We start from the raw sequence: 24,440 nt of genomic DNA, 5'->3' as shown, positions 1-24,440 counted from the left end.
AAAGGCCCGTTGCACTACGAATCATAGTACAACGGGCCTTTTGTTATTGATTTATTGCTGCTCACGACCGGACTGTTTTAAGTTTTCCTGTTCCTGACGAAGGCTTTCCAATACCTTTTCTAAATTATTTTCCAAGAACTTAAGCACATCCGATGCATACTGTAAAGAACTATTCTTTAATTCCTTAGAAGACTGATTAGCTAATGTAATCGTCTGGTTAGCATATTCTTGCGCCTGTTTAGCCAACTCACTTTCTTCTGTCAGCTTAGCAATATATTCTTTTGCCTGTGCAATCAGCGTATCAGCTTGACGCTGGGCTTCCGCCATAATCTTGTCCTTTTCGGCTACCACGCGGCGAGATTCTTCCAGCTCCAACGGTAGGGATTCGTTGATAGAGTCAAGAATGCGCATGATATCTTCTTCTTCAATTACACGCTTGGTCGTCATCGGAATGCGACCACTATTTTCAATTAAGTTTTCCAAATCTTCTAACAGCTTTTCCGTTTTCATTCTTTCCACTCCTAGTGTCATCATTTACCGTTAAATTTTGCTTCCAAAGCTTCCTTTACCACAGGCGGTACCAAGCCTGTCAGCTTGCCGTTAAACTTCGCCAACTCGCGAATACCTGTTGAGCTGACAAAAGAATATTTATTATTTGTCATAATAAATATAGTTTCTATGTTATCATCCAAAAATTTAGAGAACAACGCACGCTGGAACTCATATTCAAAATCGCTGAGCGCGCGAAGACCGCGAATAATAATATGGCTATCCTTGGATTTTACATATTCGTTTAATAATCCACCGGCACAATCTACTTCGATATTCGGGATATGTGTTACCGACGCTTCAATCAGTGCCACTCGCTCTTCCATCGTAAATAGCGAATGCTTATTGGGATTGTCCAATACAGCTACCACCAATTTATCCACCAATTTGCTGGCACGTTCAAAAATATCAACATGCCCGTTAGTCACGGGATCAAAACTCCCCGGGCAAACGCCTATGCGCACAGTATTAACTCCTTTCAAGCTCATCACGCCTAATATAGGTTACCCTGGTATACCCAAAACGCTGTTCACGTACAATTTGCCAACCTTTGGGTAACACCGGTTCTTCCTTTTCGTGGCGCTCTATGACGAGCATTCCATCGTTTTTTAACAAATCCGTTGCTATTACAGCATCCAATGTCTGTTGAACAAAGCCCTTTTCGTAAGGCGGATCTGCGAATATATAATCAAAATTACGGCCTTGCAAGCGTTTGACAGCCACCATTAGCGGATGCGACCATACCTCTACACGATCTTCTAGGTGACAGTGTACGGCGTTCTCCTTAATCAGCTTCGCCGTCGCTACATCAACGCAGACAGCACCGCACGCACCGCGACTTAACGCTTCCAACGCCAATGCCCCGGTACCAGAAAAAAAATCCAATACCGTAGCATTAAAAAGGCCGTAGTTAGACAATATATTAAACATACTCTCACGCACTCTATCCTGAGTAGGACGTGTCGCGTGGCCCTTAGGAGCTTTTATTGTATGCCCCTTGGCTGTTCCGGCAATAATTCTCATATATCCTCTTTATGACTACATTCCTTCTACTAGTATAGTATATAATTCATTAAAATAAAAGTAGGCTTACATTATTTCTAATGCTTTCTTCATAAAATACAATAGCACGAAGTATAATCATCATACTATATATTCATTTCATCCTTCAAATCCCGTGCCATGAGACTCCACAATGCTTCGGACGGCGCTTTTTGATGATACAACACATCGTAAAGAGCGGAAGTAATCGGTAGTTCTACGCCCAACTGTTCGGCTTTCTCGTACACGGCGGCAACTGCAAAAAATCCTTCCACTACCATATTGGTATGCGTCACAATATCATCCATTGTCATACCATCTGCTAATTTTTGTCCGGCCGCTCGATTACGACTGTGTTTACTCATACATGTGGCTATTAAGTCACCCATTCCCGCCAATCCGGCATAGGTTTCTCGGCGAGCTCCCATAGCAATGCCCAACTTCGTCATCTCATGAAGTCCTCTTGTCAAAAGCGCAGCCTTTGCATTATCGCCCAACTTCATACCATCGGCAATGCCTGCTGCTAAAGCAATAATATTCTTTGTCGTTGCTGCCATTTCCACGCCGGTCATGTCTTCATTAACATAGACACGGAATGTGCCGGAATTCAATACTTGTTGGACTACTTCTGCTGTAGCCAGCCGTTTTGCTGCAACCACCGTAGCCGCCGGTAAATTGCGGCCAACTTCTTCCGCATGATTCGGTCCCGATAGAATAGCAATATTATCAGTAACCTTAGCTAATATCTCATCAGCCACCTGCGACAAACGTTTCCCTGTTTTGCGCTCAATCCCTTTAGAGCACAATACTACTGTCGCCGATTCTCGAATATAAGTGACGATTTCCATCAAAGTACTCCTCACATATACGGAAGGAGTAACAATCAAAATGACATCTGCCAAGTTAACAGCTTGTCTGCAATCATCACTAATTTTTAAAGTAGGCGGTAAGGTAACACTTGCTAAGTACTCTCGATTTTCGCGGTAGCGGAGCATAGCCGTCGCATGTTCCGGGCGTCGACAATATAATATAGTATCGTTACCAGCCTGCAGGGATTTCAAGGCCAGTGCTGTTCCCCAGCTACCGGCTCCGATAACAGTCACTTTCATTTTGTGTCACCACTCTTTGTACGTACTACCTTTAATTCCTTGCCTTGCAGAAGTCGAACGATATTTTCCCGATGACGTACAATAACGAACAGTGCTGCCACAGCACCAAAGACAATATACCACAAGGGTGCATTAAATGCCCACATCAGAATTGGCACCAATGCTGATGCTACAATTGATCCCAGAGACACTAACTTTGTAAAATAAACGATAATGGCCCAGACGGCAAAACACACAGCCGAAACAGTCGGAACAAGAAAAATCAATACTCCCAGACCGGTGGCTACGCCACGTCCACCTTTAAACCCTAAAAACAGCGACCAGTTATGACCAACCATGGCCAGAATACCACCAATAAGCATAGTTTCCGGTGCCGGTCCCATAAGCCAAACACCAATCATTCCTTTTGCTACATCGCAAAGAAATACAGGGAGAGCTGCTTTCAGGCCCAACACGCGATAGGTATTGGTAGCGCCTATATTTTTACTACCGTAAAGCCGTACATCAGTATTAAAAAATAGTTTACCGATTAGCAGCCCACTGGGAATACTTCCAACCACATAAGCCAATGCTGCCATCAACCACGGAGAAAATACGTCCGTCATTCGTCGTCATTTCCTTTCTTACCCCGTAAAATCAGTCGTATCGGCGTTCCTTCAAATCCAAACGATTCCCGAAGGCGATTTTCTAAGAAACGCATATACGAAAAATGTATTAACTCAGGTTCATTGACGAAAAGAATAAATGTAGGTGGTTTTACGCTAGCCTGTGTCATATAATAAATTTTAGGCACACGCCCATTTCTTGACGGTACCGGATTAACCGACTGTGCATCAGATAATACTTGATTAAGAACACTGGTAGAAATACGCATATGTTGCTGTTCAGATACAAATTTAATCATATCCGCCAGTCGGTGAATCCGCTGTTTTGTTAATGCAGAAGCAAACAAAATAGGGGCATACTGGAGGAAGCCCATTTCATCATAAATATCTTCGGTAAACTTGTTGGTCGTCTTATCATCCTTTTCGATAAGGTCCCATTTATTTACTACAATAATCATGCCCTTGCCGGCCTCATGTGCATAACCGGCAATTTTTTTATCCTGCTCAGTTACACCATCCGTAGCATCCAAAACCAAGACAACTACATCAGCGCGGTCAACCGACCGAAGCGAGCGTACAATACTATATCGTTCTACGGGAGCATCAATCTTTGCCTTACGTCGCATACCTGCCGTATCAATCAGCACAAACTTCTGATCGCCGTGTGTCCAATGCGTGTCAATAGAATCACGAGTTGTTCCGGCCACATCGCTGACAATCACTCGCTCCTGACCCAACAATGCATTGGTCAAAGATGACTTACCCACGTTAGGACGACCAATCAATGCCACATGAATGGTATCTTCTTCACTCTCGGTAGTCCCGGCATCGGGGAAATTTTTAACCACATCATCTAACAAATCACCAAGGTTCATTAGATTTTTTGCCGAGATTCCAATAGGATCACCAATACCTAGATTATAAAATTCATAAATATTGGCTTCCTGTGCCTGACTATCAATTTTATTAACCACCAAAATAACTGGCTTACCACTACTGCGCAGTATATTAGCTACTTCCTCATCAGCCGGTACAATACCTGTCTTACCATCTACAACAAATAAAATAACATCTGCTTCTTCAATAGCAAGCTGTGCCTGCAAACGCATCATTTTTGGAATAACATGACTGCCAGCAGTTACAAATTCAATCCCGCCTGTATCAATCATGGTGAATTCTTTATTTAGCCACTCTGCATCGAAATAAATACGATCGCGAGTAACGCCGGGAATATCTTCCACAATGGAAATTCTCTTATTTACAATCGCATTAAACAGTGTCGACTTTCCTACATTCGGACGACCGACAACTGCCACTAACGGTTTTGCCATGCTCCTCACCTCAAATACTCATATATTAACTATTTTATTGTACCATATTTCACTTTATTCAATAAAGAAAAAAGACCAACCGATTTATACGGCTAGCCTTTTCAAAAGAAAGGGAGACACGGCAACGTCTCATTGCCACATCTCCCACTTAGTATCTTATTCTGCGTCTTCAGAGGAAGCTACAGGTTCCATAAGCTCAGTCAAAGCCAAACCTAATTTCTTTTCGTCTTTGCTGAAGGAAATTACTTTAACTTCTACTTCCTGACCACGGTTGAGGTAATCTTCCACTTTAGCATTTCTCTGTTTAGTAATCTGAGAAATATGAAGCAGACCCTGGATATCGTCGTTAACGGCAACGAATGCACCATAAGCTACCAAACGAACAACTTTACCGGTCAAAACATCGCCAACGCTAATAGTTTCTTCGGCCAAATCCCATGGGCTCTTTGTCAAAGCCTTTAAGGACAAGGAAAGTTTGTGGCTTTCCGGATCGAAGGACTGCAATTTAACTTCGATTTCCTGACCTACGGAAAGTACATCTTCTACCTTTTTAATCTTATGCCAGGAAATGTCGGAAATATGAAGCAAACCTTCAATGCCTCCGATATCAACGAAAGCACCGTACGGCATAATCTTACGAACCACACCTTTGTAGTTTTCACCAACAGCAATTTTCTTCAAGGCTTCTTCTAATTTAGCCTGACGTTCTACTTCAAGTACAGCACGACGAGAAAGAACTAAGCGGTTTTTCTTTTCATCGATTTCAAGTACTTTAGCTTCAAATTCGGTACCTACCAAATTTTCAAGAGATTTTACGAAGTATACGTCACCTTGGGACAACGGAATGAAGCCGCGCAAGGAATTTACAGTTACTACAAGACCTGCCGGAATGGCATCAATACCTTTACAAATGATTGGCTGATCTTTTTCCTGAGCTTCGATAACATACTGCCAATCTTCGTCCTTAGCTAAACGAGTCACAGAAAGATATACCGGGTTATCTTCTTTAATATGGTTCATAATAACCGCTTTAATCTGGTCACCTTCCTTAAGAACATCTTTTGCGGAAGCCGGTGCCGGATATGCGATTTCCGTACGATTCAAGATTGCTTCCGTTTTATAACCGAAAGAAACCCATGCACGTTCATCTTCTACCTGTGCAACAGTGCCTTCTACTACAGATCCTTTCTTAAGATCTTCGTCCCAGTTTGCTTGTGCAGTTAATAATTCTTCAAATTCATTCATTGTCTCAATGACCTCCTTAATTATCCAGTCGGGTGTCGATGCACCGGCTGTAACCCCTACTGTTTGGACCCCTTGGAACCAGGCCACTTCTAATTCAGCAGCGGTCTCTATGTGATATGTGGTACAGCCTACATCTCGGCAAACTTCCGCCAGCCGATTTGTATTGCCACTATTTTTACCACCTATCACAATCATAAGGTTTACTTCTTTCGCAAGTTCTACAGCCGAGTTTTGACGCTCCTGCGTAGCCGTGCAAATAGTTTTGAAAACCTTTAGATTCTTAGTTTTTTTCTCTAATATACCTATTATACTTTGAAACTTAAATTGTGAAAAGGTCGTCTGTACAACTACCCCCATATTTTCCACGAAAGGAATAATTTCGGCGTCTTTTTCAGATTCAACGATTATTCCTTTATTTCCAGCCCATAAATTAATGCTAATTACCTCTGGATGCTTTTTTTCGCCCAAAATAACCAATGTCATATTATCATCCACAACAGACTTAGCATCTTGCTGTGCTTTTTTTACATGAGGACAAGTAGCATCGACTACATCTAAGCCTTTATCTTCTGCTTCTTTATAAATAGCAGGCCCTACCCCATGGGAACGAATAATTACTTGTCCATCCGGAATTTCCTCCAGACTGTTAACGGCACGCACTCCGTCATCGGCTAAGGACTGTACTACCTGCGGATTATGAATAATCGGTCCCAATGTATAACTGGTAAAGTCATTCTCCGCTGTTTTCTGTGCCATAGCCACCGCACGCTTAACACCGTAGCAAAAACCACAATTCTCTGCAATGCGAATTTCCATTGACATCCTCCTTTAATCTATATATGATGCCCACAACCGTTTATGTATGCTACTACAATAAAACGATTGCAGCAACAAAGCAACAGTATTGCTACACATATAGTATCATGAATCGGTCCTTGCATGATAGTCCGCAATCATAGTTTCTATTGATTCTTTTACTTTAGCATTTAATGCATCAATAGCTTCCTGTGTCGGTTTAGCTTTTTCTACTTCTATTACATCACCAATAATAATGGCAATCTTTCCCCGTTTCATCTCACGTGTACCAATAACTGCTACAGGGACTACCGGTACGGCTGTACGCAAAGCCATAGAAGCTACCCCATCATGAAAGCGTCCCAGCTTTCCCGGTTTTTGGCGACTGCCTTCAGGAAAAATTCCCAATACCCACCTCTTTTTCAAGAGGTTCATAGCATGACGAATAGCAATTTTATCGACTCCGCCTCTACGCACCGGAAATGCTCCCAACCATTGAATTACAGTACGCAAAAACGGATTACGGAAAAGTTCTTCTTTGGCCATAAAATGGACAGCTCGAGGTAACGCATAGCCTATGACCGGTGGATCGTTATTACTTAAATGATTGGGTGCTACAATGAGAGGCCCCTCCATAGGAAATTTTTCACGCCCTTCCACATGGACATTGAATCCCCAACCGTAGATTACTTTGAACGCAGTACGCCATATACATTCTACTACCGGATTCATTTTTCATCCCCCTTTACCTGTATTGCCTCTTCAGCCAGCAAAGCAGACTTATCAATGATAAGCTTCATAATGTGTTCCACCGTATTCTCAAAGCTCATATTACTGGAATCTACCACTACTGCCTCAGGTACACATATAAGCGGTGATTCCTTACGGGTAGTATCCATCAAATCCCGTTCCTTTACGCTACGCTTAATGTCTTCTAATGAAACCTCTTCAATATCCTTCACTTCCAACCACCGACGGTGCGCCCTGGCATCAACAGAAGCCGTTAAATATATTTTAAGTTCTGCATCAGGCAAGACAACCGAACCTATATCTCGGCCATCCAAAATGACACCGCCGCAACGTGCCATCTGTCGTTGCTTTTCTACCAGAAATTCACGCACCGATTTATAAGATGCTACTTGAGAAACATGTCCCGTCACAGCCTGTGACCGAATATCTGCTGTAATCTCACGATTGTTAACATATACGCGAAAGCTGTCTTTTGTCGGCTCTAAGCGAAGATCTATCGATGGCAATAACGCCGTTACCTTTATTTCGTCCTTTACGTCCACGCCAGCATGTAATGCAGCCCAAGTGATTGCCCGATACATGGCTCCCGTATCAATATATAAATAGCCTAACTTTTGAGCTACTAATTTTGAAATGCTGCTTTTGCCCGCACCGGCCGGCCCATCAACGGCCACCGCAATTTTTCGTATACTGCTCATGTATGTCACTCCTTGCATATTTTGTTCCATAGATCATATCACTCGGCATCATTGCCATGCGCCGCATGCATCGCTGCCACATAGCCGGTAGAAAATGCCGCTTGCAGATTATAACCACCAGTAAAGGCATCAATATCAAGCACTTCACCTGCCGCATATAACCCTTTAATTTTCTTTGATTCCATGGTTTTAGGAGAAAACTCCTTCACCGATATGCCACCAGCCGTTACGATGGCCTCTGCTACCGGACGCGTTCCCTTCACAGTCAACTGTAAATCGCGTAATGTGTGAACCAATCGCTGCCGCTCTTCTCGACTGATTTGATTAATCGCTTTATCCGCCTGTAAATCTGCCTCGGCAATTACTCTACCGATAAGGCGTTGCGGCAAAATATCTTTCAAACCGTTGGCCAATTGCTTTTTGGAGTATGTCGTAAAGTCACGTTGTACACGCTTATCCAACACCTCTTCCGTAAGTGCCGGCTTTAAATTAATCGACAATGTAATAGGTCTTGCCTTTTTACGTAACAATTTGGAAACCGTATGGCTCAAAGATAAAACAATCGGTCCCGTGACCCCAAAATGCGTAAACATCATCTCACCAAATTGCTTTGCTTGTAGCTTTCCTTTGGCATATACCGACAATTCAACATTGCGCAGGCTTAGCCCCATAAGCTCCTTCACCCACGGCTCCTCAACCTCTAGCGGGATTAAGGACGGTCTTAATTCTGTTACCCTAAGCCCCAATGCTTCTGCTATCTTATGCCCATCACCGGTAGAGCCCGTCAAAGGATAAGATACGCCGCCGGTCGCCAAAATAACAGCATCACAGTAATACGTCTCCTTATCAGTTACTACTGCTTTTATTCGATCTTCTTCCACGAGAATATTGGTGACCGCCTCATTAAGATGGAGTGTGCCACCATAGTTCTTAAAAACTCGACGAAACATATCGCGCACTTCCAGGGCCGAATCGGATACGGGGAATACGCGCCCGCCGCGTTCCTCCTTAACGGCCAGCTTCCACTCAGTCAACAAAGCCAATAAATCTGTATTATTAAATTGCCCATATGCACTGTAAAGAAAACGACCATTTCCCGGAGTATGTGCAATTAATTCATCTACACTACAGGTATTCGTTATGTTGCATCGCCCTTTTCCGGTAATGCCCATTTTCTTACCTACCATATTCATTTTTTCTAGGAGCAATACTTTAGCCCCTTCGCGAGCCGCAATAGTTCCTGCCATCAATCCTGCTGCTCCGGCCCCAATAACTATAATACGTCGCATCATAGATTATTCCTCCGTCTGCTGTTTCAGCTGTCGCACCTCATCATCCGTCAACGAACGATAGGCACCGCGCTTTACCCCGGACAAATTGAGGCCACCGTAACTGATGCGCTTCAAATTCTGAATACGATATCCGAAGTATTCAAACATGCGCCGTACTTGACGATTTCTACCCTCGTGAATTGTTATATCAATCGTCGTTAAACCTGTTTTTGCATCAAAACCATAATCTATTAATTCAGCAGGAGAGGTCATCCCATCCTCCAATGCGACACCTTCGCTAATCGTTGTTAAATGGTCATCGTTAATACGTCCCTTTAAGCGCACTTCGTACGTCTTCTTCACACCCGCCGATGGGTGAGAGAGCATCTGTGCCAAGGCACCGTCATTTGTCAGCAATAAAAGGCCTTCCGTATTATAGTCCAATCGCCCTACCGGATATACCCGTTCGTTAACACCCTTTAGATAGTCCATGACTGTCGTTCTTCCTTCCGGATCGCTGACAGAAGTAATAACGCCTTTCGGTTTATTGAGTAAAAAATATAATGGTTTAGGCGGATGTATTAGCTTCCCCTCTACCTTTACACGATCAATGTCCGGATTAATTTTAGTACCCAACTCCGTAACATAACGACCATTTACCTGTACAACACCTTTTGTAATAAGCTCTTCTGCTTTACGACGGGATGTATAACCGCATCGTGCAATATATTTTTGCAATCGTTCTTTTTCCATGTATAAGTCCTTTCTCTTATGGATACGTATTTCTTTATTCGTTAACGAGTTCTTCCTCTATCATTTATAGTTATTCTGCTGTAAATTCGGCTTCTTCCGTATTCGCAGATTCTTTCGCATCCTCTTTTGTCTCTGTCGATAATACTTCGCTTAGTTCCAAGCTTTCCTGAATACGAATTTCCCGTTGCAATGTATCTATGGAAGAAATACCGACACTACGCAAAAAAGTATCCGTCGTACCGAACAAAACAGGACGTCCAACAGTATCCTTGCGCCCTAGCTCAGCGATTAAATCACGATTTAACAACTGTTTCAATACTTTTTCACTATTGACACCGCGAATTTCTTCTATTTCAGCCTTAGTAACCGGCTGTTTAAAAGCTACGACTGCCAATGTTTCCATAGCTGCGGCCGATAGCTTGTCCTCCCGCTGTCGGATGCGACTTACATAGCGTCCCGCCTCTGGAGCCGTGACGAGCTCAATGCCGGCACCACTACGCCTAATGCGAATCCCGCGGGCTTCCTGCACAAGCGCCTTCTCATACTGTGATAATGCCACTTCCATAGTTTGCGGCGTTACTGAAAACACCTCTGCCAATACATCCAGCGGCATCGGCTTGGCCGCTGAAAATAAAACGGCTTCAATATCCGATTGTGTCATCCGCATCACCCCCTCGTATCACTTCACTGCCTGTTCCTCGTATTAACCAAACATCACGCTCAGCATAAACATCTTCTGTTCCCATCTTCTGTTTATTTTCGTCAATAAGCAGAACCTGCCTCTTAAGCAATTCTAACACAGCAATAAAGGTCACTACCTTTTCCTCGCGGTACAGTGAGGAGTGCATTAATGTATAAAAGCTGAGACGCCCTTCACGGTGCAAACGATGAAGTAGGCTGCGAATGGTCTCTTCTATACTGAACGTTTCTCGCACTACCTGTACTATCGGCGTTGATATAACCGATTTGTGTTCTCTAGCCATACTGGCCCTAAAAATTTTATACAACTCGCTTAACTCAAATCGGTATACCCTTTCTCGGCCCCATTGGCTTAGCGCCTCAACGCGCGGAAAAAGCATATCGCTCTCATCGGATTTTGCCTGAAGTACCGTCGTCAACTCTTTAATCTGTTTGTATTCTAATAGCCGCGTTACCAATTCGTCTCGCGGATCCTCATCCTCTCCATCGGATAGTATTGTCGTACGTGGTAACAACATCCGTGATTTTATATACAACAATGTCGCCGCCATGACAAGGAACTCACTACTGTAATGAATATCAAACTGTTGCCATTGCTCCAGCTGCTCCATATATTGCGATGTAATATCCACTATGGGAATATCATAAATATCAATTTTATGCTTTTCAATTAAGTGCAGCAACAAGTCAAGCGGCCCTTCAAAAACAGCCAGCTTATACTCGTACTGCATCTCCTCCGCTTTCACTATCATACTCATTATAAAAAGCGGTGCTCTTCATGCATCCGCTTCTCCCTTTCCAAAGATTCAAATGCCTCTTCGGCCTCATCCTATTGTACTGTATATACGCATTTATTATACAGAAATATCTCCTAAAAAACCAGTATTCACTTCCATCTGCTGAATTTTTGTCACTCCACGGCAAATCTTAGAAGTAAAGCTATTTTATATTGTATTTTTCGTCTCCTTCTGCTATCTTTAGTAAGGATATACTATTATCTAGTCATTGTAATCACAGTTACATAATTATAAATAATACATGCAGGCATGCATGCTAAAGAGAGGAACTCTTCATGAAACACACACTACTATCCATGTACAACAGGTTCCGTTGGCCGTATTTACTAACGACACTTGTCATCTACATCATTTTACACCTTACATATGAACCCATTACTCTGGGCTTTGACCTTGAGGATATAACTACCCTGGCCTTACCGCTACTGATTGGACTAATAGGGCTACAGCTTATAATTAAAGCTCCACTATATCGTAAAATATACGGAGGTCATGGTTTAGTAGGTGTTGCTTGGGCTTTTACTTTTCCCTTGCTCTTCCATTGGTCTTACAGTAAGCCTTTTTATTTTTACGAATTTGCCGGTGACTTTCTCTTTGCCTTAACCGCCTTTATCAGTCTGACATTACTGCAATACGGCCTAGCCCGGATTGGACGCTTTCTTCGCTTATCATCAATATGCTTTACACTCATTGATTGGCTACTGCTTTTAATCCCTTTGGGGCAGATTGGGTATTATGTATCTACATGGCATTGCCTGACACCGGCTACATTAATGGCCCTCTACCAAACAAATCCGGAGGAAGCTTTCGGTTTCTTAAAAAGCGCCGCCGGCATTCCCGGACTTATAGGCATTGTCATTGGTCTCGCTCTTTTATTTTGGTACCTTTACCACGTAAATTACTGCTTAGCTCGCTTTGCTGCTAACCCTATTAGTTCAGAGACAACCTATAATGATACTCTATCTTCCAAGACATCGGTTCTTTGGCGCTGGCTACTTACAGTAATCATTAGCATATATGCTTTTGGTTTCCTTTTACCCGGTACCTGTATTCTTCGTAACTGGAGCGATGTTACCAAATACATGCACGAGCTTCAGCAGTACAATGCTCTGCATCATGATGTATTCGATTCCTTACAGATAAATGAAAAAACAACAGCAGCCCAACGAATTCCGGGAACAATCATCCTAGTTATCGGGGAGTCGGCTTCACGCAACTATATGAAAGTGTATAATCCCGACTTTCCTTACGAAGATACACCATGGCAGTCAGAAGAAGCTTCTAATCCAAACTTTATCTTTTTCAACCATGCTTATTCCTCTTACGTACAAACAGTACCAACTTTAGAGCGTGCCTTAACAGAACGCAATCAATATGACGATGCGCCCTTCCTTCAATCCGCCAATATTATGGATGTCGCTAAAAAAGCCGGCTACACTACCTATTGGCTAAGTAACCAAGGCGTATATGGGGAATATGATACGGCAATTTCCTTAATCGCCAAAACATCCGACCATACAAAATGGGCTCATGAATCCTATATGTTCTCTGATAAATACGATGGCGTGTTATTGCCTTTGTTACAAGAAGTGCCTAAGGATACACCAAACTTTATCGTAATTCACATTATGGGCAGTCACATTTATTACAACGATCGTTATCCTCATGAATTTAGCAAATGGAAAGTCGGCGAAGTGCCGAAGGGGATGGAAGCGTATGCTAACAGCCAACTTTATACGGACTGGGTATTAAAATCAATTTATAACTATGCTAAGGAACATCTGAATTTACAGGCTATGATTTACTTCTCCGACCACGGAGAAAGCTTGCATTTATCGCACAATCCTGATATCTTTGATTTTGACATGGCACGAATTCCATTCTGGATTTACTTGTCACCACAGTATCAAGCTGCTTACCCGGCAACAGCACAACTCTTACGTCAACGTGAACATCAATATTTTACTAACGATTTATTGTATGATACCGTATCCGGACTCTTACAAGCACCATCGAATCGCTATGATGCACATCGCGATCTGAGTAATCCGGCTTACAAATATAACAAAAATAATTTAACTACTTTACTCGGCCAACAACCTTTGACTAACGATCCGGAAGTTGACAAGTAGATTAAAATAATTGCAAAAAGGTCTCGCAACGAAGAACTCTCTTCGTTGCGAGACCTTTCTAATATACCATTCAATACAATTGTTATTATGCTTCCTTTACCAACGGTAAGGTAAGATGAACTACGGTACGAATCGGTCGTTTTGTTTCTGCGTCAGTGCTACGGAATCCCAATACATTGTACAGCTGTTTAGCACTTTCCATACTCGGCAAACTATCTAAAAGAAGCCGTTTATAGCCGTTTTCTTTTGCCTCTTCCACTACAATCTTAGCCATTGACATACCAAGGCCGGTACGACGGAAGTCAGGACGTACATATAAACGTTTCATTTCCGCCGTTGATGCATCCACGCGGCGAATCGCTACACAGCCTGCCGGTTTACTGTCTACAAAGGCAATATACATAGCTTCGCCTTCACCTTTATACTTCTTTTCTAAACCTTCAAACTCTTTGACATCTGCCGTTACACCCAAGGACTTTACATACTCTACAAACAACAACTTCATTTCATCAATGTATTCATGTCCGTCTCTCATTTCGAAATTCATAACAATCCCTCCTAGTATACACATATGTCAGTAATGCAATCGCCATTCCGCGCACATTGCTGTTTATCTCTTGTATATAAGATTCGCCATCTTGTATCTAATCTCCTCTAAAATATATTTTATTTTATATACTTTCAAGTTTCCCTATATTCAAGATTATTTACGCTATATATTTAAGATTATTATCTGTATATTCAAACTTATTTACGCTGATGCGTATCATGCGTATCTGTAAAGTAAATGGTTGCCTCCGCTTCCGTAATGACCTCTATACCGACTGCACGTAACGCCTCTACAGTAACACCGTCACTACTTCGTAATGTATGGGTGAAGGTTCCATCATATATTGTTCCACTACCACAACTGGGGCTTTTAGATTTCATAATAGCTAAACAGCAATCTTCCCGAATTGCTAATGCTACTGCTTGCTTTGCTCCTTTTTCGAATGCCTCCGTAACATCATCACCATCAGCAGTGATTACTCGAAGACCACACCGTTCTGCCGGTGTTCGTGGTGTAGACAGTCCTCCGGCTTCTTCGGGACAAAAAGAAATAATATCTCCCATAGTTTTAATTTTCTCCACAATTTGTTTATAGTTATGCCCTCCGTCATAGCGACAAGGCTCTCCCATTAAACACGCACTGATCAAGATTTTTTTCCTTTTTTCCCTACTTGCTCCATCGCGAATTCGTTGGATGATATCTGCTATAGCACTCGCTTTCCTTGTTTGTTGCATCATTAATTTTCCTCCCACTAAATTTGGGCATAAAAAAAACAGACTGAAATCAGTCTGTAATGGTGCCGAGGACCGGAATCGAACCGGTACGGTTGTCTCCAACCGACGGATTTTAAGTCCGTTGCGTCTGCCTGTTCCGCCACCCCGGCAGGAAATGTGTGGAGGCGGCACCCAGAATCGAACTGGGGAATAAAGGTTTTGCAGACCTCTGCCTTACCGCTTGGCTATGCCGCCACATAAAAATGGAGCGGAAAACGAGATTCGAACTCGCGACCCCCGCCTTGGCAAGGCGGTGCTCTACCGCTGAGCTATTTCCGCATGTATGGTGCCTCAGGACAGAATCGAACTGTCGACACACGGATTTTCAGTCCGTTGCTCTACCGACTGAGCTACCGAGGCGAAAAAATGGCGACCCCGATCAGATTTGAACTGACGATCTTCGCCGTGACAGGGCGACATGTTAACCGCTACACCACGGGGCCGTTCATAAGCTACTTCATTATTATATGATAACCATCATTCATTGTCAAGTCATTTTTTCTTAACAATCTACGATTACCACTCCTAACGCAGTCGACTCTATGAAGAGTACGTTGTATATAATACAGCATCCCCTTCATTCCGTCAACTGTTTTTTTCTATTTTGTTAATCTTTTTTTCAACTTGGCCTACCAGTATCCGACGTATTAATATACGACTTAAGTTTTTCATTATATAATAACTCACGTCCTAAGGTAGTTATCTCTGCATGTCCCGGCAATATAATCAGCGATGGATCCCAGAAGCTTAAACGTCGTAGCGTTTGTGTTAACGATTGCTCATCACCGTTATAATTTTTTGTTGTGCCTATAGAATCCTTGAACAGCGTATCTCCGGTAAATAAGTAGCCCTCCAACTGAAACATAACACTGCCACGACTATGTCCGGGCATTTCATATACATAAAAAGATAATCCACCTACATCTAAAATAGATTCACTAATAGTACTGAAGGGTGCCGTAAACATTCCCTTGTACGATGACGGCATACGGCGCTTTGCATGAAGAAGTTCCTCATCACCGGCATGCATATACACAGGTGCCTTCGTCATCGCATATACACCATCGACGGCACAAACATGATCACAATGACCGTGAGTCAACAAAATAGCCGTCACCTTTGCCTTCCCCACCATATCCATCACTTGTTTGGCATGTAATCCCGGATCAATAACTACCGCTTTCTCTCCCTCTACATCCTTATAGATAATTACATAACAATTTGCCTTATATAAACCCAAAGGTTGCTTTATAATTCGATAGCACTCCGTATGAGCTACAACTTCTCTGTTCATACTTTACCTCATGCCTTCCACTTATCGCATGACAACACGATAACTACGCTTTCTTTGCTTAACAAAATAGCCTTGCCAGAAATCCGGATGCAACAGCACCAAAAGGGTAAACAGCTCCAAACGTCCCAACAGCATATCTACAACACAGGTTAATTTAGCTACCGGATGTAATATGGCAAAAGAGTCTGTAGGCCCTAATGTACCAAAAGCCAACCCAACATTACCTAAAATACCAGCCACACATTGTAAGGATTCACCGACATTCAGTCCCGTACCGGCAATGATAATCGAAGAAATTGCAAATATCATCATATAAAGGAAGAAAAAGTGCTGTGCCAATTGTATCCATTTTACCGGCATTGGTTTGCCATTGATACGCACTGCTTGCACCATATCAGGATGTATTGCTTTACGCAGATAAATAATGCTGCTCTTCACTAAAATAATAATACGGATAATTTTAATTCCACCCGTCGTCGATCCGCTACAGCCACCAAAGAATGTAGACAAGAATAATACCATCTGTGCCATCATAGGCCATACATCATAGTCAGCAACAGCAAATCCCGAGCCGGTTTGCATAGAAATGAGCATAAAGGTAGCATCATTAAAAGACTGCAAAAACGATTCCGATCCCTGCACACTAAGAGCAAATGTAATGAGCATAATGCCGATGCCCAGGATCAAGAGATACATCCGATATTCAAAATCATACCAAATTTCCTTAATTCCTCGTTGAAATACGCTGTAGTAGACAGTAAAATTCCCTCCGGCCAATATCATAAATACCACTAAGATGTAGCGTATCCAATAATTATCAGCATAGGCAAAGGTTCCCGCTGCATTAGGCGTAAAGCCACCGGTAGCAATCGTGGAAAATGTCATATTAATAGCATCAAACCAACTCATTCCCGCACCGTAAAGAAGTATGCAGCAAACAGCTGTAAACAGCAAGTAAATGCGCCACAACTTAACTGCCATGGACTGAATCCGCGGCAAAACAACTCCGGGGCGTGGCACCGAAGCCTCAGCATTAAATAAATGGGCAGCATCGGCCCCTAAGTTTTTTAGAAAAGCCAATACCAAAACGATAATGCCCATACCGCCCAACCAGTGTGTCAGCCCGCGCCAGAGAACAAAACTTTTCGGTACACTGTCCAAATCTGCAATAACACTAGCACCGGTAGCTGTAATACCCGATACCGATTCAAAAAGCGCATCAATAAAGGATGGTAAAATACCGCTAAAATAAAAAGGCAGCGCCGAAGCTAACGAAGATAGCAGCCACGTAGCGCTGACAATTAAAAAGCCATCACGCAGGCTGTAGTTAGTGCCGGGCCGCCCCCAATAATAGAGTGCTCCACCTGTCAATGCCGTTAAAACACTGACCGTTATAAATGAATAATATGGCTCTTCCCAGAGAAGACCATAACCAAAAGGTACCAACATAATGGTTGCCAATAACAACAACAGCTGGCCCACGAGGTGCATGACAATCTGTATCTTCATAAACGCCCTCCGTCAACCTTGCTTCAAATATGTCAGCAATTTATTTACATGCTCAGGTAACGAGAAAAAGACGATATGATCATTATCATACAATATCGTCGAGCCTGTCGGCACAATCGTAGTATCACCGCGTACTACGGCACCTACCAACGCTTTCCCCGGAAGCCGTATATCCTTCAAGGCTTTTCCCACCAATGGAGAAATAGATGTTAATACGACCTCTACTGCTTCTGCTTTAGAGCCTTCAAATGTAGAGATACGAACTACATCCTCACCGGTACGAACCATACGCAAAATTTCACCGGATGTCAACAGCCGCGGTGAAAATACAATATCAATCCCTACCTGTTCCATCAGCGTAATATATTCCGGTCGGCCTACGCGAACAATAGTTTTGGGCACGCCTAAATGCTTTGCTAAAAGAGCGACCAACAAGTTTAACTTATCATCATCAGTCAGGCAAATAATAACATCGCTGTCGGCTACTTCTTCTGCTTCCAACAAGCTCATGTCCGTACCATCGCCACAGATAACCATCGACTTATTGACCTGGGTAGCCAATAACTCACAGCGTTCCATATTTTTATCAATAACCTTCACATAATAGCCGGCCTCTTCCAATAGACGTGTTAAATTACGACCTATAAGACCGGCTCCAATAATGACTACATTCTTGGTTGGCCTCTGACTTACATGGAACCATCCTTCCACTTCACTGATAGCTGCCGTTGCTCCCAGGAAAAATACACTATCCATATATTCCAACGTACTTTCCCCATGAGGAATAATCATTTCCCCCTCGCGTAGTATACCTACCACCAAGACACCTTTCGGGAATTCTATATCCCGCAACGGACGACCACACACATCCAGATGTTCACGAATCTTAAATTCCATTAAGCGTACAGCACCGCGAGCAAAATCTTCTACATCGAGTGCAGCCGGTGTCTGAAGCACCTGTAATATTTCTTGAGCAGTAACCATCTCCGGATTAATAAATAAATCTACGCCCAACTTCTCCTGAAGCTCCCTATTACCGGCTTTTAAGTAATCATTATCGCGCACACGTGCAATGGTACGCGGTATACCGCCGAGCTTGGCCACGGTGCACGCCAACATGTTTACTTCATCGGAATCAGTAACAGCAATAAGCATCCCTACATCATCCATACCTATTTCTTGTAGCAACCGTAAACTGCTGCCGTTACCGTTAACCAAGCTAACATCCAAATTATTTTCTAGATTTTTAATGCGTTCCGCAGATTTTTCAACGATATATACGTCATGTTCGTCCTTTACCAATCGATCGGCTACAGAGTAGCCTACCTTGCCGGCACCGACGACAATAATCTTCATCTTCTGCACTCCTCTTCATGGTGTCCTTTAGCGTTGTTTTCATCATTCGCCTCTAAGACCGCCTCTTTACCCTTATCCGTGAGGAATGTCCAGCCCTCTTCCTGATATACTAAACCATCTTTCATTAGATGACCTATAGCACGCTTAAAGGCCGCTTTGCTAAATCCAAACTTAGCTTTGATAATATCAGAAGTACTTTTATCGCTATACGGCATGCGACCGTTACGCTGTTCTAAATATGTCAACAGTTTATCACCGTCCGATACAAGAGCTGCTTCCTTCACAGGTCGCATAGACGCATTCAACCGTCCATCTTCACGCTTATAGGTAACGCGTGCTTTTACCATTTCGCCTACCTTTAACGATCTTGTCATTTCACTGCGATGAATAAAAGCTAACCAACGTTCCGGCGTAATAAAAAAAGCTCCCTCTGCGGTTATATTATAAATCGCTCCACGAATTTCACCGCCTAAAACAGCCGCCTCCGCCGGCTTAGCTGCGCGCCGCATCGCATCATCCACATCCATAGAAACGGCTAAACGCCCCGATTTATCCTCGTACAAACGAACCCATACTTTTTCGCCTACCTGGGGACGACCGCGCATTTCTGCATGAGGCATAAAAATACCACGCTCCGTGCCGACCTCTACGAAGCAACCAAAACTTGTGCGATTAATAACTTCCACATAGCCAATTTGTCCTACCGACATAGCCGGCAGACGCATACTGGCCGTCATGCGCCCCTTAGGGTCCTTGTAGAGGAATACCGTCACTTCGTCACCGATGGTAACCGGTGTTGTTTGTTGATCACGGTGTAAGAGAATATCATCATTGGTATTACCCGTGCCGCCATCTAAAAAAGCACCCTGCTCACTTTGACGCAACACCTTGAGAGTGGCAATTGTATTTTCTGCCAATGCTGTTGCCATAATTACTCTCCTTCAAAAGGAACCGTGGCCGCATCACTCCACAATTCTTCCAAGCCATAAAATTCACGCGCTTCTCCGCTAAATATATGACAAATAATATCACCAAAATCAAGAAGAATCCATTCACCTTCGCGATAGCCTTCACGATGAACCACGGTCACCCCGGCTTCTGCACCGGCATCTTCCATCTCATCAGCCACACTTTGTGCATGCTTTGGATTAGAAGCACTAACGACAACAAAATAATCCGACAGCATGGAAATACCTTCTAAATCCATAATAGTAATATTCTGGCCCTTCTTGTCGTATGCTTTTTGCGCCAACATAAGGGCAATTTTTTTAATATCTGCTTTTTCCTTCATATAAACTCCTTTTCTACATATAACCGTTGCGAACAACATATTCCTATTTTAACCAGCAAGCATTACTTGTCTTTGGCTCGCTACATTGATATAGATAACAATTAGTTATCACAATCTTACTTAAATGCCTTTATCCTTGTCCGCTTCGGTTTTACTACTATTCTTGGTACCGGCTTCATTTATTTTTCCGTTGGCATCACTGTTACTTTTTGATGTACCGGATCCCGTAGTTGGTTCCGAACCAATATCAACAGGCTCATTTCCCATAGTAATCCCAATCAGTTGCTGCGCCTCCGTAGGATCATATGCCCAATACGTAGTCCCATCGATTGTTTCTTTTGTGCCCGGCAAAATAAAGTATCGAATCTGCTTAGCTTCCATAGATCGCATAGCAAAGGTTAACTTCATCGCATCCCAGGATGAAATATTTGTCGTAAAATCACCCCAAATACGCCATACATTCCATAGTTTGGTCACCGTTAGTGACTCAGTTTGACGACTAATGATTTCCTTAATCAAGCGTTCCGTACGAACTGTACGGCTAAAAGCATTTCCGTCTTCATCGAGAAAGCGCATATATTGCAATGCTTTATCATCAGTAAGTCGCTGATAACCGCGAGCCAGATTGATATCTGCCGTATCTGCACCAGATTCAAAATGTACCATATCACGTTCCACATAAAGATCCGGTGTTCCCCAAACATTAACCATTTTTTTAAATGCTTCTTCATCAACAATAACATAATAGGGAACAGAAATATGGAACATATCCTCCACTACTGCTTTAGTCAATTTAATATTGCCAGCACTATAAAAGGTATCAATGGCTTGCTGTGAAGTCTTATCGCGACTTTCTATTTTTGTATTAGACGGTATGCCGATAATATCCAGCTTACCTTGATCCTTATTAATGGCTGCCAAGAAAATAGCATCCCCTTCACCTTGCTGTGATGCATCGCGGCCAACTACCAAAATATAAATCGGCTTATCCAGTGCCTTTTGTTCCACAGGTATAGTCGCCACTGCTTCCGGTCGTGTTGGCGATGCCGACGTACTGTTGGTAGCGGGCGAAGACACATAACGCATAACGGCACCGATACCATAGACAAGTGCGCTTATAATCACAATAACTATAACAAAGGCTACCGCGATGCGGTCCCAACGGATTCCACGTTTTTTCTTGCGGCGTCGCCGTTTAGGATGTTGTACCGCCTCCGTCTCATTCGACTGTCCTTGCCTCTCTTGTTGTTCCTGCTGTTCATCCATGGCTCTCACCTGCTACGTTTCATCTGTGCCAAACAATCATTTCTACCTAAAATAGTTTTAAAATAAATACTTAGTTTCTGCTCTAATAAGTGAGCAATAGTCGAGTCATAGCCGGCTAATACGGCTTCATCTAAATCTATAAACGCCAATTTTCGCAGTGCATCAACACCGGGAAATTTACGCGACGGCTCAATATAATCAGCGAGAAATACGACCTTATCTAGCGCAGACATACCTACCTTGCCGGTAGTATGTACTCGAATAGCCTCCAATACCTCTTCATCATCGATACCATAATAGTCACGTGCCATCACAGCTCCGGCCAAACCATGTAGTAATGCCCCATTCTCATAGACAGCACGATCTACTAATACATTAGCTTCGTCTACCATGGCTTGCATCTGACTTAAAGGTAATTCTTTGGCGCAATCATGGAGTAGCCCGGCCAGATATGCTTTATCCGGATCGGCACCATACCTTTTTGCCAATATTTCTGCTGTCTTGGTAACACCCATAATATGTGTAAATCGCTTAGGTGAAATGCGACGCTTCAAATCATTATATATATCTTCCATTGTCATGCTAGTAATGCCTCACTTCATAAATAGATGTCATGCTCTGCTATATATGTACAAACCGCCTTCGGAACCATATAGCGAATACTCTGTCCCGTACGCAATCGGCGGCGCAACTCTGTAGCCGATAATTCCATGGCCGGTACTACCAACGAATGTATTTTTTCTCGTCCCACATCACCGAAATAAGCAATGATATTTTCTATATCTGCCGTTCCATCGGGACGCGTAGCACCGATAAAATGACACAATTCTAAAAGTTCATCGATGTGTTTCCACGTTGGTAAATCCTGAATGGTATCCGTACCGGCAATAAAATAATATTCCACATCTTCGCCGTAGATTGTATGAAAATGGCGTACTGTATCCACCGTATACGACGGTCCTCCCCGGGCCAATTCTACATCCGACACAGTAAACTTCGGATTATCCATAATTGCGGCTGCCGTCATTTCATAGCGATAACGTGCTTCGATAACATCAGTATGCTTATGTGGTGGCTGGAATGCAGGTACAAAAATTACACGCTCCAACTCATAGGCTTCCAAGGCCCGCTCGGCAATCATCAGATGACCGAGGTGGATAGGATTAAAGGTACCACCAATAATCCCGATACGCCCCCGTTGTTTCATAAACTTTTCACTATCCTTATAAGAATAAGAGAAATAACCAACCATAATACAATGGCTTTTACATAAGATACCCACTCATAACGACCCTTGGCAGTGTTTATATACGCCAAGTAGCAACGTATATAATAGTACCACCGCAGTATATGATGTCCTTCTTTAGCCACGCGTCTGTCCATCTCCGTAAACAAGAAATTTATACGAAGTCAACGCCGGCAACCCCATCGGTCCGCGAGCATGCAGCTTTTGCGTACTGATGCCTATTTCTGCACCATAGCCAAACTCAAATCCGTCCGTAAAGCGCGTCGATGCGTTAACGTATACCGATGATGCATCCACATCACGCATAAAAGTATCTGCTGTGGCCTTGTTTTCCGTAATAATACATTCAGAATGCTTCGTTCCATACCGATTAATATGGTCTATTGCCTCTTCCAAAGAGTCCACAACTCGGCAATTCATAACCAAATCATTATATTCTGTGTACCAGCTCTCTTCCGTCGCCGGCATAGCTGCCGCTGTCAAACGTTGTATCGCTTCATCACCATATAAGCGCACTCCGGCTTTTATTAGTGCATCAATAACATCAGGTAATATTGTATCTACCGCTTCACGATGAACAAGTAGCGTCTCTGCTGCGTTGCATACCGAAGGGCGTTGTGTCTTTGCGTTGATAACAATGGGAACTACCTTGGCCGGATCAGCTTCTTTATCCACGTAAATATGTACTACACCACTTCCCGTTTCAATAACAGGAATGCGGCTTTCTTCAACAATGCGTCTGATAAGTCCGGCTCCACCGCGAGGAATAACCACATCAATGTACGCGCGCTGGCGCAATAAATCGGATACCGCTTCGCGATTTGTCACTTCCACCAACTGCACCGCATCCTCCGGCATTCCCGATTCCTTTAATGCTCTTCGCAACACTGCCACCAATGCACGATTCGATGCCATTGCTTCCTTGCCACCGCGCAAAATAACGGCATTCCCCGTTTTTAAGCACAATACAGCTGCATCAATCGTTACATTCGGCCTTGCTTCGTAAATCATAGCAATAACACCTAAGGGTACACGTCGTTTCTCAATACGTATACCGTTAGGACGCGTTGTACGCTCCATACACTCACCGATAGGATCCGGCAAATCAATGACTTGACGCACCCCCAAAGCTATCTGTCGGATGCGCTCTGCTGTAAGCTGCAAACGATCCATCATCACCGGTGGCACGCCGTTTTCAGCCGCATGCTTCATGTCTTCCTCATTAGCCGTCAATATGGTATCCATATCGGCTTCAAGTATATCCGCTACACGAGCAAGCACATCATTTTTCATTTTCGTCGATGCCTTCTGCATATCGAACGCCGCCGTCTTTGCCTGTCGCCCCATCGTTTCAAATAACGTCTTGTAGTCCATCATTGC

Annotated in this window: 25 protein-coding genes and 5 tRNA genes; 1 reads left to right on the top strand and 29 read right to left on the bottom strand. The window is 43.2% G+C overall.

Translation table 11 applies throughout. From position 1 onward, the window contains the following. Nucleotides 1–51: 51 nt before the first annotated feature. The 13 genes from Q5873_RS03685 to Q5873_RS03625 all read right to left on the bottom strand — a co-directional run bounded on the left by Q5873_RS03685 (nucleotide 52) and on the right by Q5873_RS03625 (nucleotide 11,604). The gene (locus tag Q5873_RS03685) at nucleotides 52–510 is read right to left on the bottom strand and encodes a hypothetical protein (protein ID WP_028256050.1); all 459 of its coding nucleotides are present in this window, start codon (nucleotides 508–510) and stop codon (nucleotides 52–54) included. Between the two features lie 20 nt (nucleotides 511–530). After that, nucleotides 531–1,013 (bottom strand): pantetheine-phosphate adenylyltransferase, encoded by a 483-nt coding sequence (gene coaD, locus Q5873_RS03680; RefSeq protein WP_028256051.1) that lies wholly within the window; start codon nucleotides 1,011–1,013, stop codon nucleotides 531–533. A gap of 4 nt (nucleotides 1,014–1,017) precedes the next feature. After that, the gene (gene rsmD / locus Q5873_RS03675) at nucleotides 1,018–1,572 is read right to left on the bottom strand and encodes a 16S rRNA (guanine(966)-N(2))-methyltransferase RsmD (protein WP_288760105.1); all 555 of its coding nucleotides are present in this window, start codon (nucleotides 1,570–1,572) and stop codon (nucleotides 1,018–1,020) included. A 125-nt stretch (nucleotides 1,573–1,697) separates the two neighbouring features. Beyond that, nucleotides 1,698–2,699, bottom strand: a complete 1,002-nt coding sequence (locus tag Q5873_RS03670; protein ID WP_288191217.1) for an NAD(P)H-dependent glycerol-3-phosphate dehydrogenase — start codon at nucleotides 2,697–2,699, stop codon at nucleotides 1,698–1,700. After that, nucleotides 2,696–3,304, bottom strand: coding sequence for a glycerol-3-phosphate 1-O-acyltransferase PlsY (plsY, locus tag Q5873_RS03665; RefSeq protein ID WP_303059282.1), 609 nt, complete (start codon nucleotides 3,302–3,304; stop codon nucleotides 2,696–2,698). The genes Q5873_RS03670 and plsY overlap by 4 nt, the downstream gene beginning before the upstream one ends. Next, nucleotides 3,301–4,635 (bottom strand): ribosome biogenesis GTPase Der, encoded by a 1,335-nt coding sequence (gene der, locus Q5873_RS03660; protein ID WP_288301866.1) that lies wholly within the window; start codon nucleotides 4,633–4,635, stop codon nucleotides 3,301–3,303. The genes plsY and der overlap by 4 nt, the downstream gene beginning before the upstream one ends. 156 nt (nucleotides 4,636–4,791) lie before the next feature. Then, nucleotides 4,792–6,696 (bottom strand): bifunctional 4-hydroxy-3-methylbut-2-enyl diphosphate reductase/30S ribosomal protein S1, encoded by a 1,905-nt coding sequence (locus tag Q5873_RS03655; protein WP_288760103.1) that lies wholly within the window; start codon nucleotides 6,694–6,696, stop codon nucleotides 4,792–4,794. A 105-nt stretch (nucleotides 6,697–6,801) separates the two neighbouring features. Further along, complete coding sequence (locus tag Q5873_RS03650) at nucleotides 6,802–7,407, bottom strand: lysophospholipid acyltransferase family protein (RefSeq protein ID WP_028256057.1); 606 nt, start codon at nucleotides 7,405–7,407, stop codon at nucleotides 6,802–6,804. Then, on the bottom strand, nucleotides 7,404–8,123 hold the full coding sequence (cmk, locus tag Q5873_RS03645) for a (d)CMP kinase (protein ID WP_303059279.1): 720 nt from the start codon (nucleotides 8,121–8,123) through the stop codon (nucleotides 7,404–7,406). Before cmk ends, Q5873_RS03650 begins: the two co-directional genes overlap by 4 nt. Nucleotides 8,124–8,161: 38 nt before the next feature. Then, complete coding sequence (locus tag Q5873_RS03640) at nucleotides 8,162–9,412, bottom strand: BaiN/RdsA family NAD(P)/FAD-dependent oxidoreductase (RefSeq protein WP_288760171.1); 1,251 nt, start codon at nucleotides 9,410–9,412, stop codon at nucleotides 8,162–8,164. A 6-nt stretch (nucleotides 9,413–9,418) separates the two neighbouring features. Further along, nucleotides 9,419–10,147, bottom strand: coding sequence for a pseudouridine synthase (locus tag Q5873_RS03635; protein ID WP_303059277.1), 729 nt, complete (start codon nucleotides 10,145–10,147; stop codon nucleotides 9,419–9,421). A 70-nt stretch (nucleotides 10,148–10,217) separates the two neighbouring features. After that, the gene (scpB, locus tag Q5873_RS03630) at nucleotides 10,218–10,814 is read right to left on the bottom strand and encodes an SMC-Scp complex subunit ScpB (RefSeq protein WP_438364091.1); all 597 of its coding nucleotides are present in this window, start codon (nucleotides 10,812–10,814) and stop codon (nucleotides 10,218–10,220) included. After that, nucleotides 10,789–11,604: a segregation and condensation protein A gene (locus Q5873_RS03625; protein WP_303059274.1), complete on the bottom strand. Its 816-nt coding sequence runs from the start codon at nucleotides 11,602–11,604 to the stop codon at nucleotides 10,789–10,791. The genes scpB and Q5873_RS03625 overlap by 26 nt, the downstream gene beginning before the upstream one ends. A gap of 314 nt (nucleotides 11,605–11,918) precedes the next feature. Between Q5873_RS03625 and Q5873_RS03620 the strand changes: the two genes are divergently transcribed. Next, on the top strand, nucleotides 11,919–13,775 hold the full coding sequence (locus Q5873_RS03620) for a phosphoethanolamine transferase (RefSeq protein ID WP_303059272.1): 1,857 nt from the start codon (nucleotides 11,919–11,921) through the stop codon (nucleotides 13,773–13,775). Nucleotides 13,776–13,860: 85 nt separating this feature from the next. Here the strand turns inward: Q5873_RS03620 and Q5873_RS03615 are convergent, their stop codons facing one another. From Q5873_RS03615 to Q5873_RS03540, 16 genes are all read right to left on the bottom strand, one after another. After that, nucleotides 13,861–14,322, bottom strand: a complete 462-nt coding sequence (locus Q5873_RS03615; protein WP_028256062.1) for a GNAT family N-acetyltransferase — start codon at nucleotides 14,320–14,322, stop codon at nucleotides 13,861–13,863. A gap of 200 nt (nucleotides 14,323–14,522) precedes the next feature. Next, nucleotides 14,523–15,062 (bottom strand): 2-thiouracil desulfurase family protein, encoded by a 540-nt coding sequence (locus tag Q5873_RS03610; RefSeq protein WP_303059270.1) that lies wholly within the window; start codon nucleotides 15,060–15,062, stop codon nucleotides 14,523–14,525. A 57-nt stretch (nucleotides 15,063–15,119) separates the two neighbouring features. Further along, nucleotides 15,120–15,208: transfer RNA gene (locus tag Q5873_RS03605), tRNA-Leu, on the bottom strand. 10 nt (nucleotides 15,209–15,218) lie between these two features. Continuing rightward, nucleotides 15,219–15,293 (bottom strand) — tRNA-Cys (locus Q5873_RS03600). Nucleotides 15,294–15,302: 9 nt separating this feature from the next. Further along, nucleotides 15,303–15,377, bottom strand: a tRNA-Gly gene (locus Q5873_RS03595). A 5-nt stretch (nucleotides 15,378–15,382) separates the two neighbouring features. Further along, a tRNA-Phe gene (locus Q5873_RS03590) sits at nucleotides 15,383–15,458 on the bottom strand. Between the two features lie 7 nt (nucleotides 15,459–15,465). Beyond that, nucleotides 15,466–15,541 (bottom strand) — tRNA-Asp (locus Q5873_RS03585). A 176-nt stretch (nucleotides 15,542–15,717) separates the two neighbouring features. Then, nucleotides 15,718–16,392 (bottom strand): MBL fold metallo-hydrolase, encoded by a 675-nt coding sequence (locus Q5873_RS03580; protein ID WP_288301874.1) that lies wholly within the window; start codon nucleotides 16,390–16,392, stop codon nucleotides 15,718–15,720. A gap of 21 nt (nucleotides 16,393–16,413) precedes the next feature. Further along, nucleotides 16,414–17,901, bottom strand: a complete 1,488-nt coding sequence (locus Q5873_RS03575; protein ID WP_288760861.1) for a TrkH family potassium uptake protein — start codon at nucleotides 17,899–17,901, stop codon at nucleotides 16,414–16,416. Between the two features lie 12 nt (nucleotides 17,902–17,913). Next, nucleotides 17,914–19,257: a Trk system potassium transporter TrkA gene (gene trkA, locus Q5873_RS03570; protein ID WP_303059269.1), complete on the bottom strand. Its 1,344-nt coding sequence runs from the start codon at nucleotides 19,255–19,257 to the stop codon at nucleotides 17,914–17,916. Further along, nucleotides 19,254–20,186 carry a CvfB family protein gene (locus Q5873_RS03565; protein ID WP_303059267.1) on the bottom strand — a complete coding sequence of 311 codons (933 nt, stop codon included), beginning with the start codon at nucleotides 20,184–20,186 and terminating at the stop codon, nucleotides 19,254–19,256. Before Q5873_RS03565 ends, trkA begins: the two co-directional genes overlap by 4 nt. A 2-nt stretch (nucleotides 20,187–20,188) precedes the next feature. Next, nucleotides 20,189–20,548: a ribosome silencing factor gene (gene rsfS, locus Q5873_RS03560; RefSeq protein ID WP_288301877.1), complete on the bottom strand. Its 360-nt coding sequence runs from the start codon at nucleotides 20,546–20,548 to the stop codon at nucleotides 20,189–20,191. A 120-nt stretch (nucleotides 20,549–20,668) separates the two neighbouring features. After that, nucleotides 20,669–21,814 carry an LCP family protein gene (locus tag Q5873_RS03555; protein WP_303059265.1) on the bottom strand — a complete coding sequence of 382 codons (1,146 nt, stop codon included), beginning with the start codon at nucleotides 21,812–21,814 and terminating at the stop codon, nucleotides 20,669–20,671. A gap of 5 nt (nucleotides 21,815–21,819) precedes the next feature. Then, nucleotides 21,820–22,395, bottom strand: coding sequence for a bis(5'-nucleosyl)-tetraphosphatase (symmetrical) YqeK (yqeK, locus tag Q5873_RS03550; RefSeq protein ID WP_028256067.1), 576 nt, complete (start codon nucleotides 22,393–22,395; stop codon nucleotides 21,820–21,822). Between the two features lie 17 nt (nucleotides 22,396–22,412). Then, nucleotides 22,413–23,021: a nicotinate-nucleotide adenylyltransferase gene (nadD, locus tag Q5873_RS03545; RefSeq protein ID WP_028256068.1), complete on the bottom strand. Its 609-nt coding sequence runs from the start codon at nucleotides 23,019–23,021 to the stop codon at nucleotides 22,413–22,415. 156 nt (nucleotides 23,022–23,177) lie between these two features. Next, nucleotides 23,178–24,437, bottom strand: a complete 1,260-nt coding sequence (locus tag Q5873_RS03540) for a glutamate-5-semialdehyde dehydrogenase (RefSeq protein WP_303059262.1) — start codon at nucleotides 24,435–24,437, stop codon at nucleotides 23,178–23,180. Nucleotides 24,438–24,440 lie beyond the last annotated feature (3 nt).

Origin of the sequence: Veillonella magna (assembly GCF_959600285.1) — a bacterium.
GTDB lineage: Bacteria > Bacillota > Negativicutes > Veillonellales > Veillonellaceae > Veillonella_A > Veillonella_A magna.
This window is presented reverse-complemented; position numbering and strand designations above follow the sequence as displayed.

Bases quoted from the DNA above. Each gene is read 5' to 3' on its own strand.
- Q5873_RS03685 (WP_028256050.1), bottom strand. From the start codon at position 510: ATGAAAACGGAAAAGCTGTTAGAAGATTTGGAAAACTTAATTGAAAAT.
- rsmD (WP_288760105.1), bottom strand. From the start codon at position 1,572: ATGAGAATTATTGCCGGAACAGCCAAGGGGCATACAATAAAAGCTCCT.
- Q5873_RS03670 (WP_288191217.1), bottom strand. From the start codon at position 2,699: ATGAAAGTGACTGTTATCGGAGCCGGTAGCTGGGGAACAGCACTGGCC.
- plsY (WP_303059282.1), bottom strand. From the start codon at position 3,304: ATGACGGACGTATTTTCTCCGTGGTTGATGGCAGCATTGGCTTATGTG.
- der (WP_288301866.1), bottom strand. From the start codon at position 4,635: ATGGCAAAACCGTTAGTGGCAGTTGTCGGTCGTCCGAATGTAGGAAAG.
- Q5873_RS03655 (WP_288760103.1), bottom strand. From the start codon at position 6,696: ATGGAAATTCGCATTGCAGAGAATTGTGGTTTTTGCTACGGTGTTAAG.
- Q5873_RS03650 (WP_028256057.1), bottom strand. From the start codon at position 7,407: ATGAATCCGGTAGTAGAATGTATATGGCGTACTGCGTTCAAAGTAATC.
- cmk (WP_303059279.1), bottom strand. From the start codon at position 8,123: ATGAGCAGTATACGAAAAATTGCGGTGGCCGTTGATGGGCCGGCCGGT.
- Q5873_RS03640 (WP_288760171.1), bottom strand. From the start codon at position 9,412: ATGCGACGTATTATAGTTATTGGGGCCGGAGCAGCAGGATTGATGGCA.
- Q5873_RS03635 (WP_303059277.1), bottom strand. From the start codon at position 10,147: ATGGAAAAAGAACGATTGCAAAAATATATTGCACGATGCGGTTATACA.
- scpB (WP_438364091.1), bottom strand. From the start codon at position 10,814: ATGCGGATGACACAATCGGATATTGAAGCCGTTTTATTTTCAGCGGCC.
- Q5873_RS03625 (WP_303059274.1), bottom strand. From the start codon at position 11,604: ATGAGTATGATAGTGAAAGCGGAGGAGATGCAGTACGAGTATAAGCTG.
- Q5873_RS03620 (WP_303059272.1), top strand. From the start codon at position 11,919: ATGAAACACACACTACTATCCATGTACAACAGGTTCCGTTGGCCGTAT.
- Q5873_RS03615 (WP_028256062.1), bottom strand. From the start codon at position 14,322: ATGAATTTCGAAATGAGAGACGGACATGAATACATTGATGAAATGAAG.
- Q5873_RS03610 (WP_303059270.1), bottom strand. From the start codon at position 15,062: ATGATGCAACAAACAAGGAAAGCGAGTGCTATAGCAGATATCATCCAA.
- Q5873_RS03580 (WP_288301874.1), bottom strand. From the start codon at position 16,392: ATGAACAGAGAAGTTGTAGCTCATACGGAGTGCTATCGAATTATAAAG.
- Q5873_RS03575 (WP_288760861.1), bottom strand. From the start codon at position 17,901: ATGAAGATACAGATTGTCATGCACCTCGTGGGCCAGCTGTTGTTGTTA.
- trkA (WP_303059269.1), bottom strand. From the start codon at position 19,257: ATGAAGATTATTGTCGTCGGTGCCGGCAAGGTAGGCTACTCTGTAGCC.
- Q5873_RS03565 (WP_303059267.1), bottom strand. From the start codon at position 20,186: ATGGCAACAGCATTGGCAGAAAATACAATTGCCACTCTCAAGGTGTTG.
- rsfS (WP_288301877.1), bottom strand. From the start codon at position 20,548: ATGAAGGAAAAAGCAGATATTAAAAAAATTGCCCTTATGTTGGCGCAA.
- Q5873_RS03555 (WP_303059265.1), bottom strand. From the start codon at position 21,814: ATGGATGAACAGCAGGAACAACAAGAGAGGCAAGGACAGTCGAATGAG.
- yqeK (WP_028256067.1), bottom strand. From the start codon at position 22,395: ATGACAATGGAAGATATATATAATGATTTGAAGCGTCGCATTTCACCT.
- nadD (WP_028256068.1), bottom strand. From the start codon at position 23,021: ATGAAACAACGGGGGCGTATCGGGATTATTGGTGGTACCTTTAATCCT.
- Q5873_RS03540 (WP_303059262.1), bottom strand. From the start codon at position 24,437: ATGATGGACTACAAGACGTTATTTGAAACGATGGGGCGACAGGCAAAG.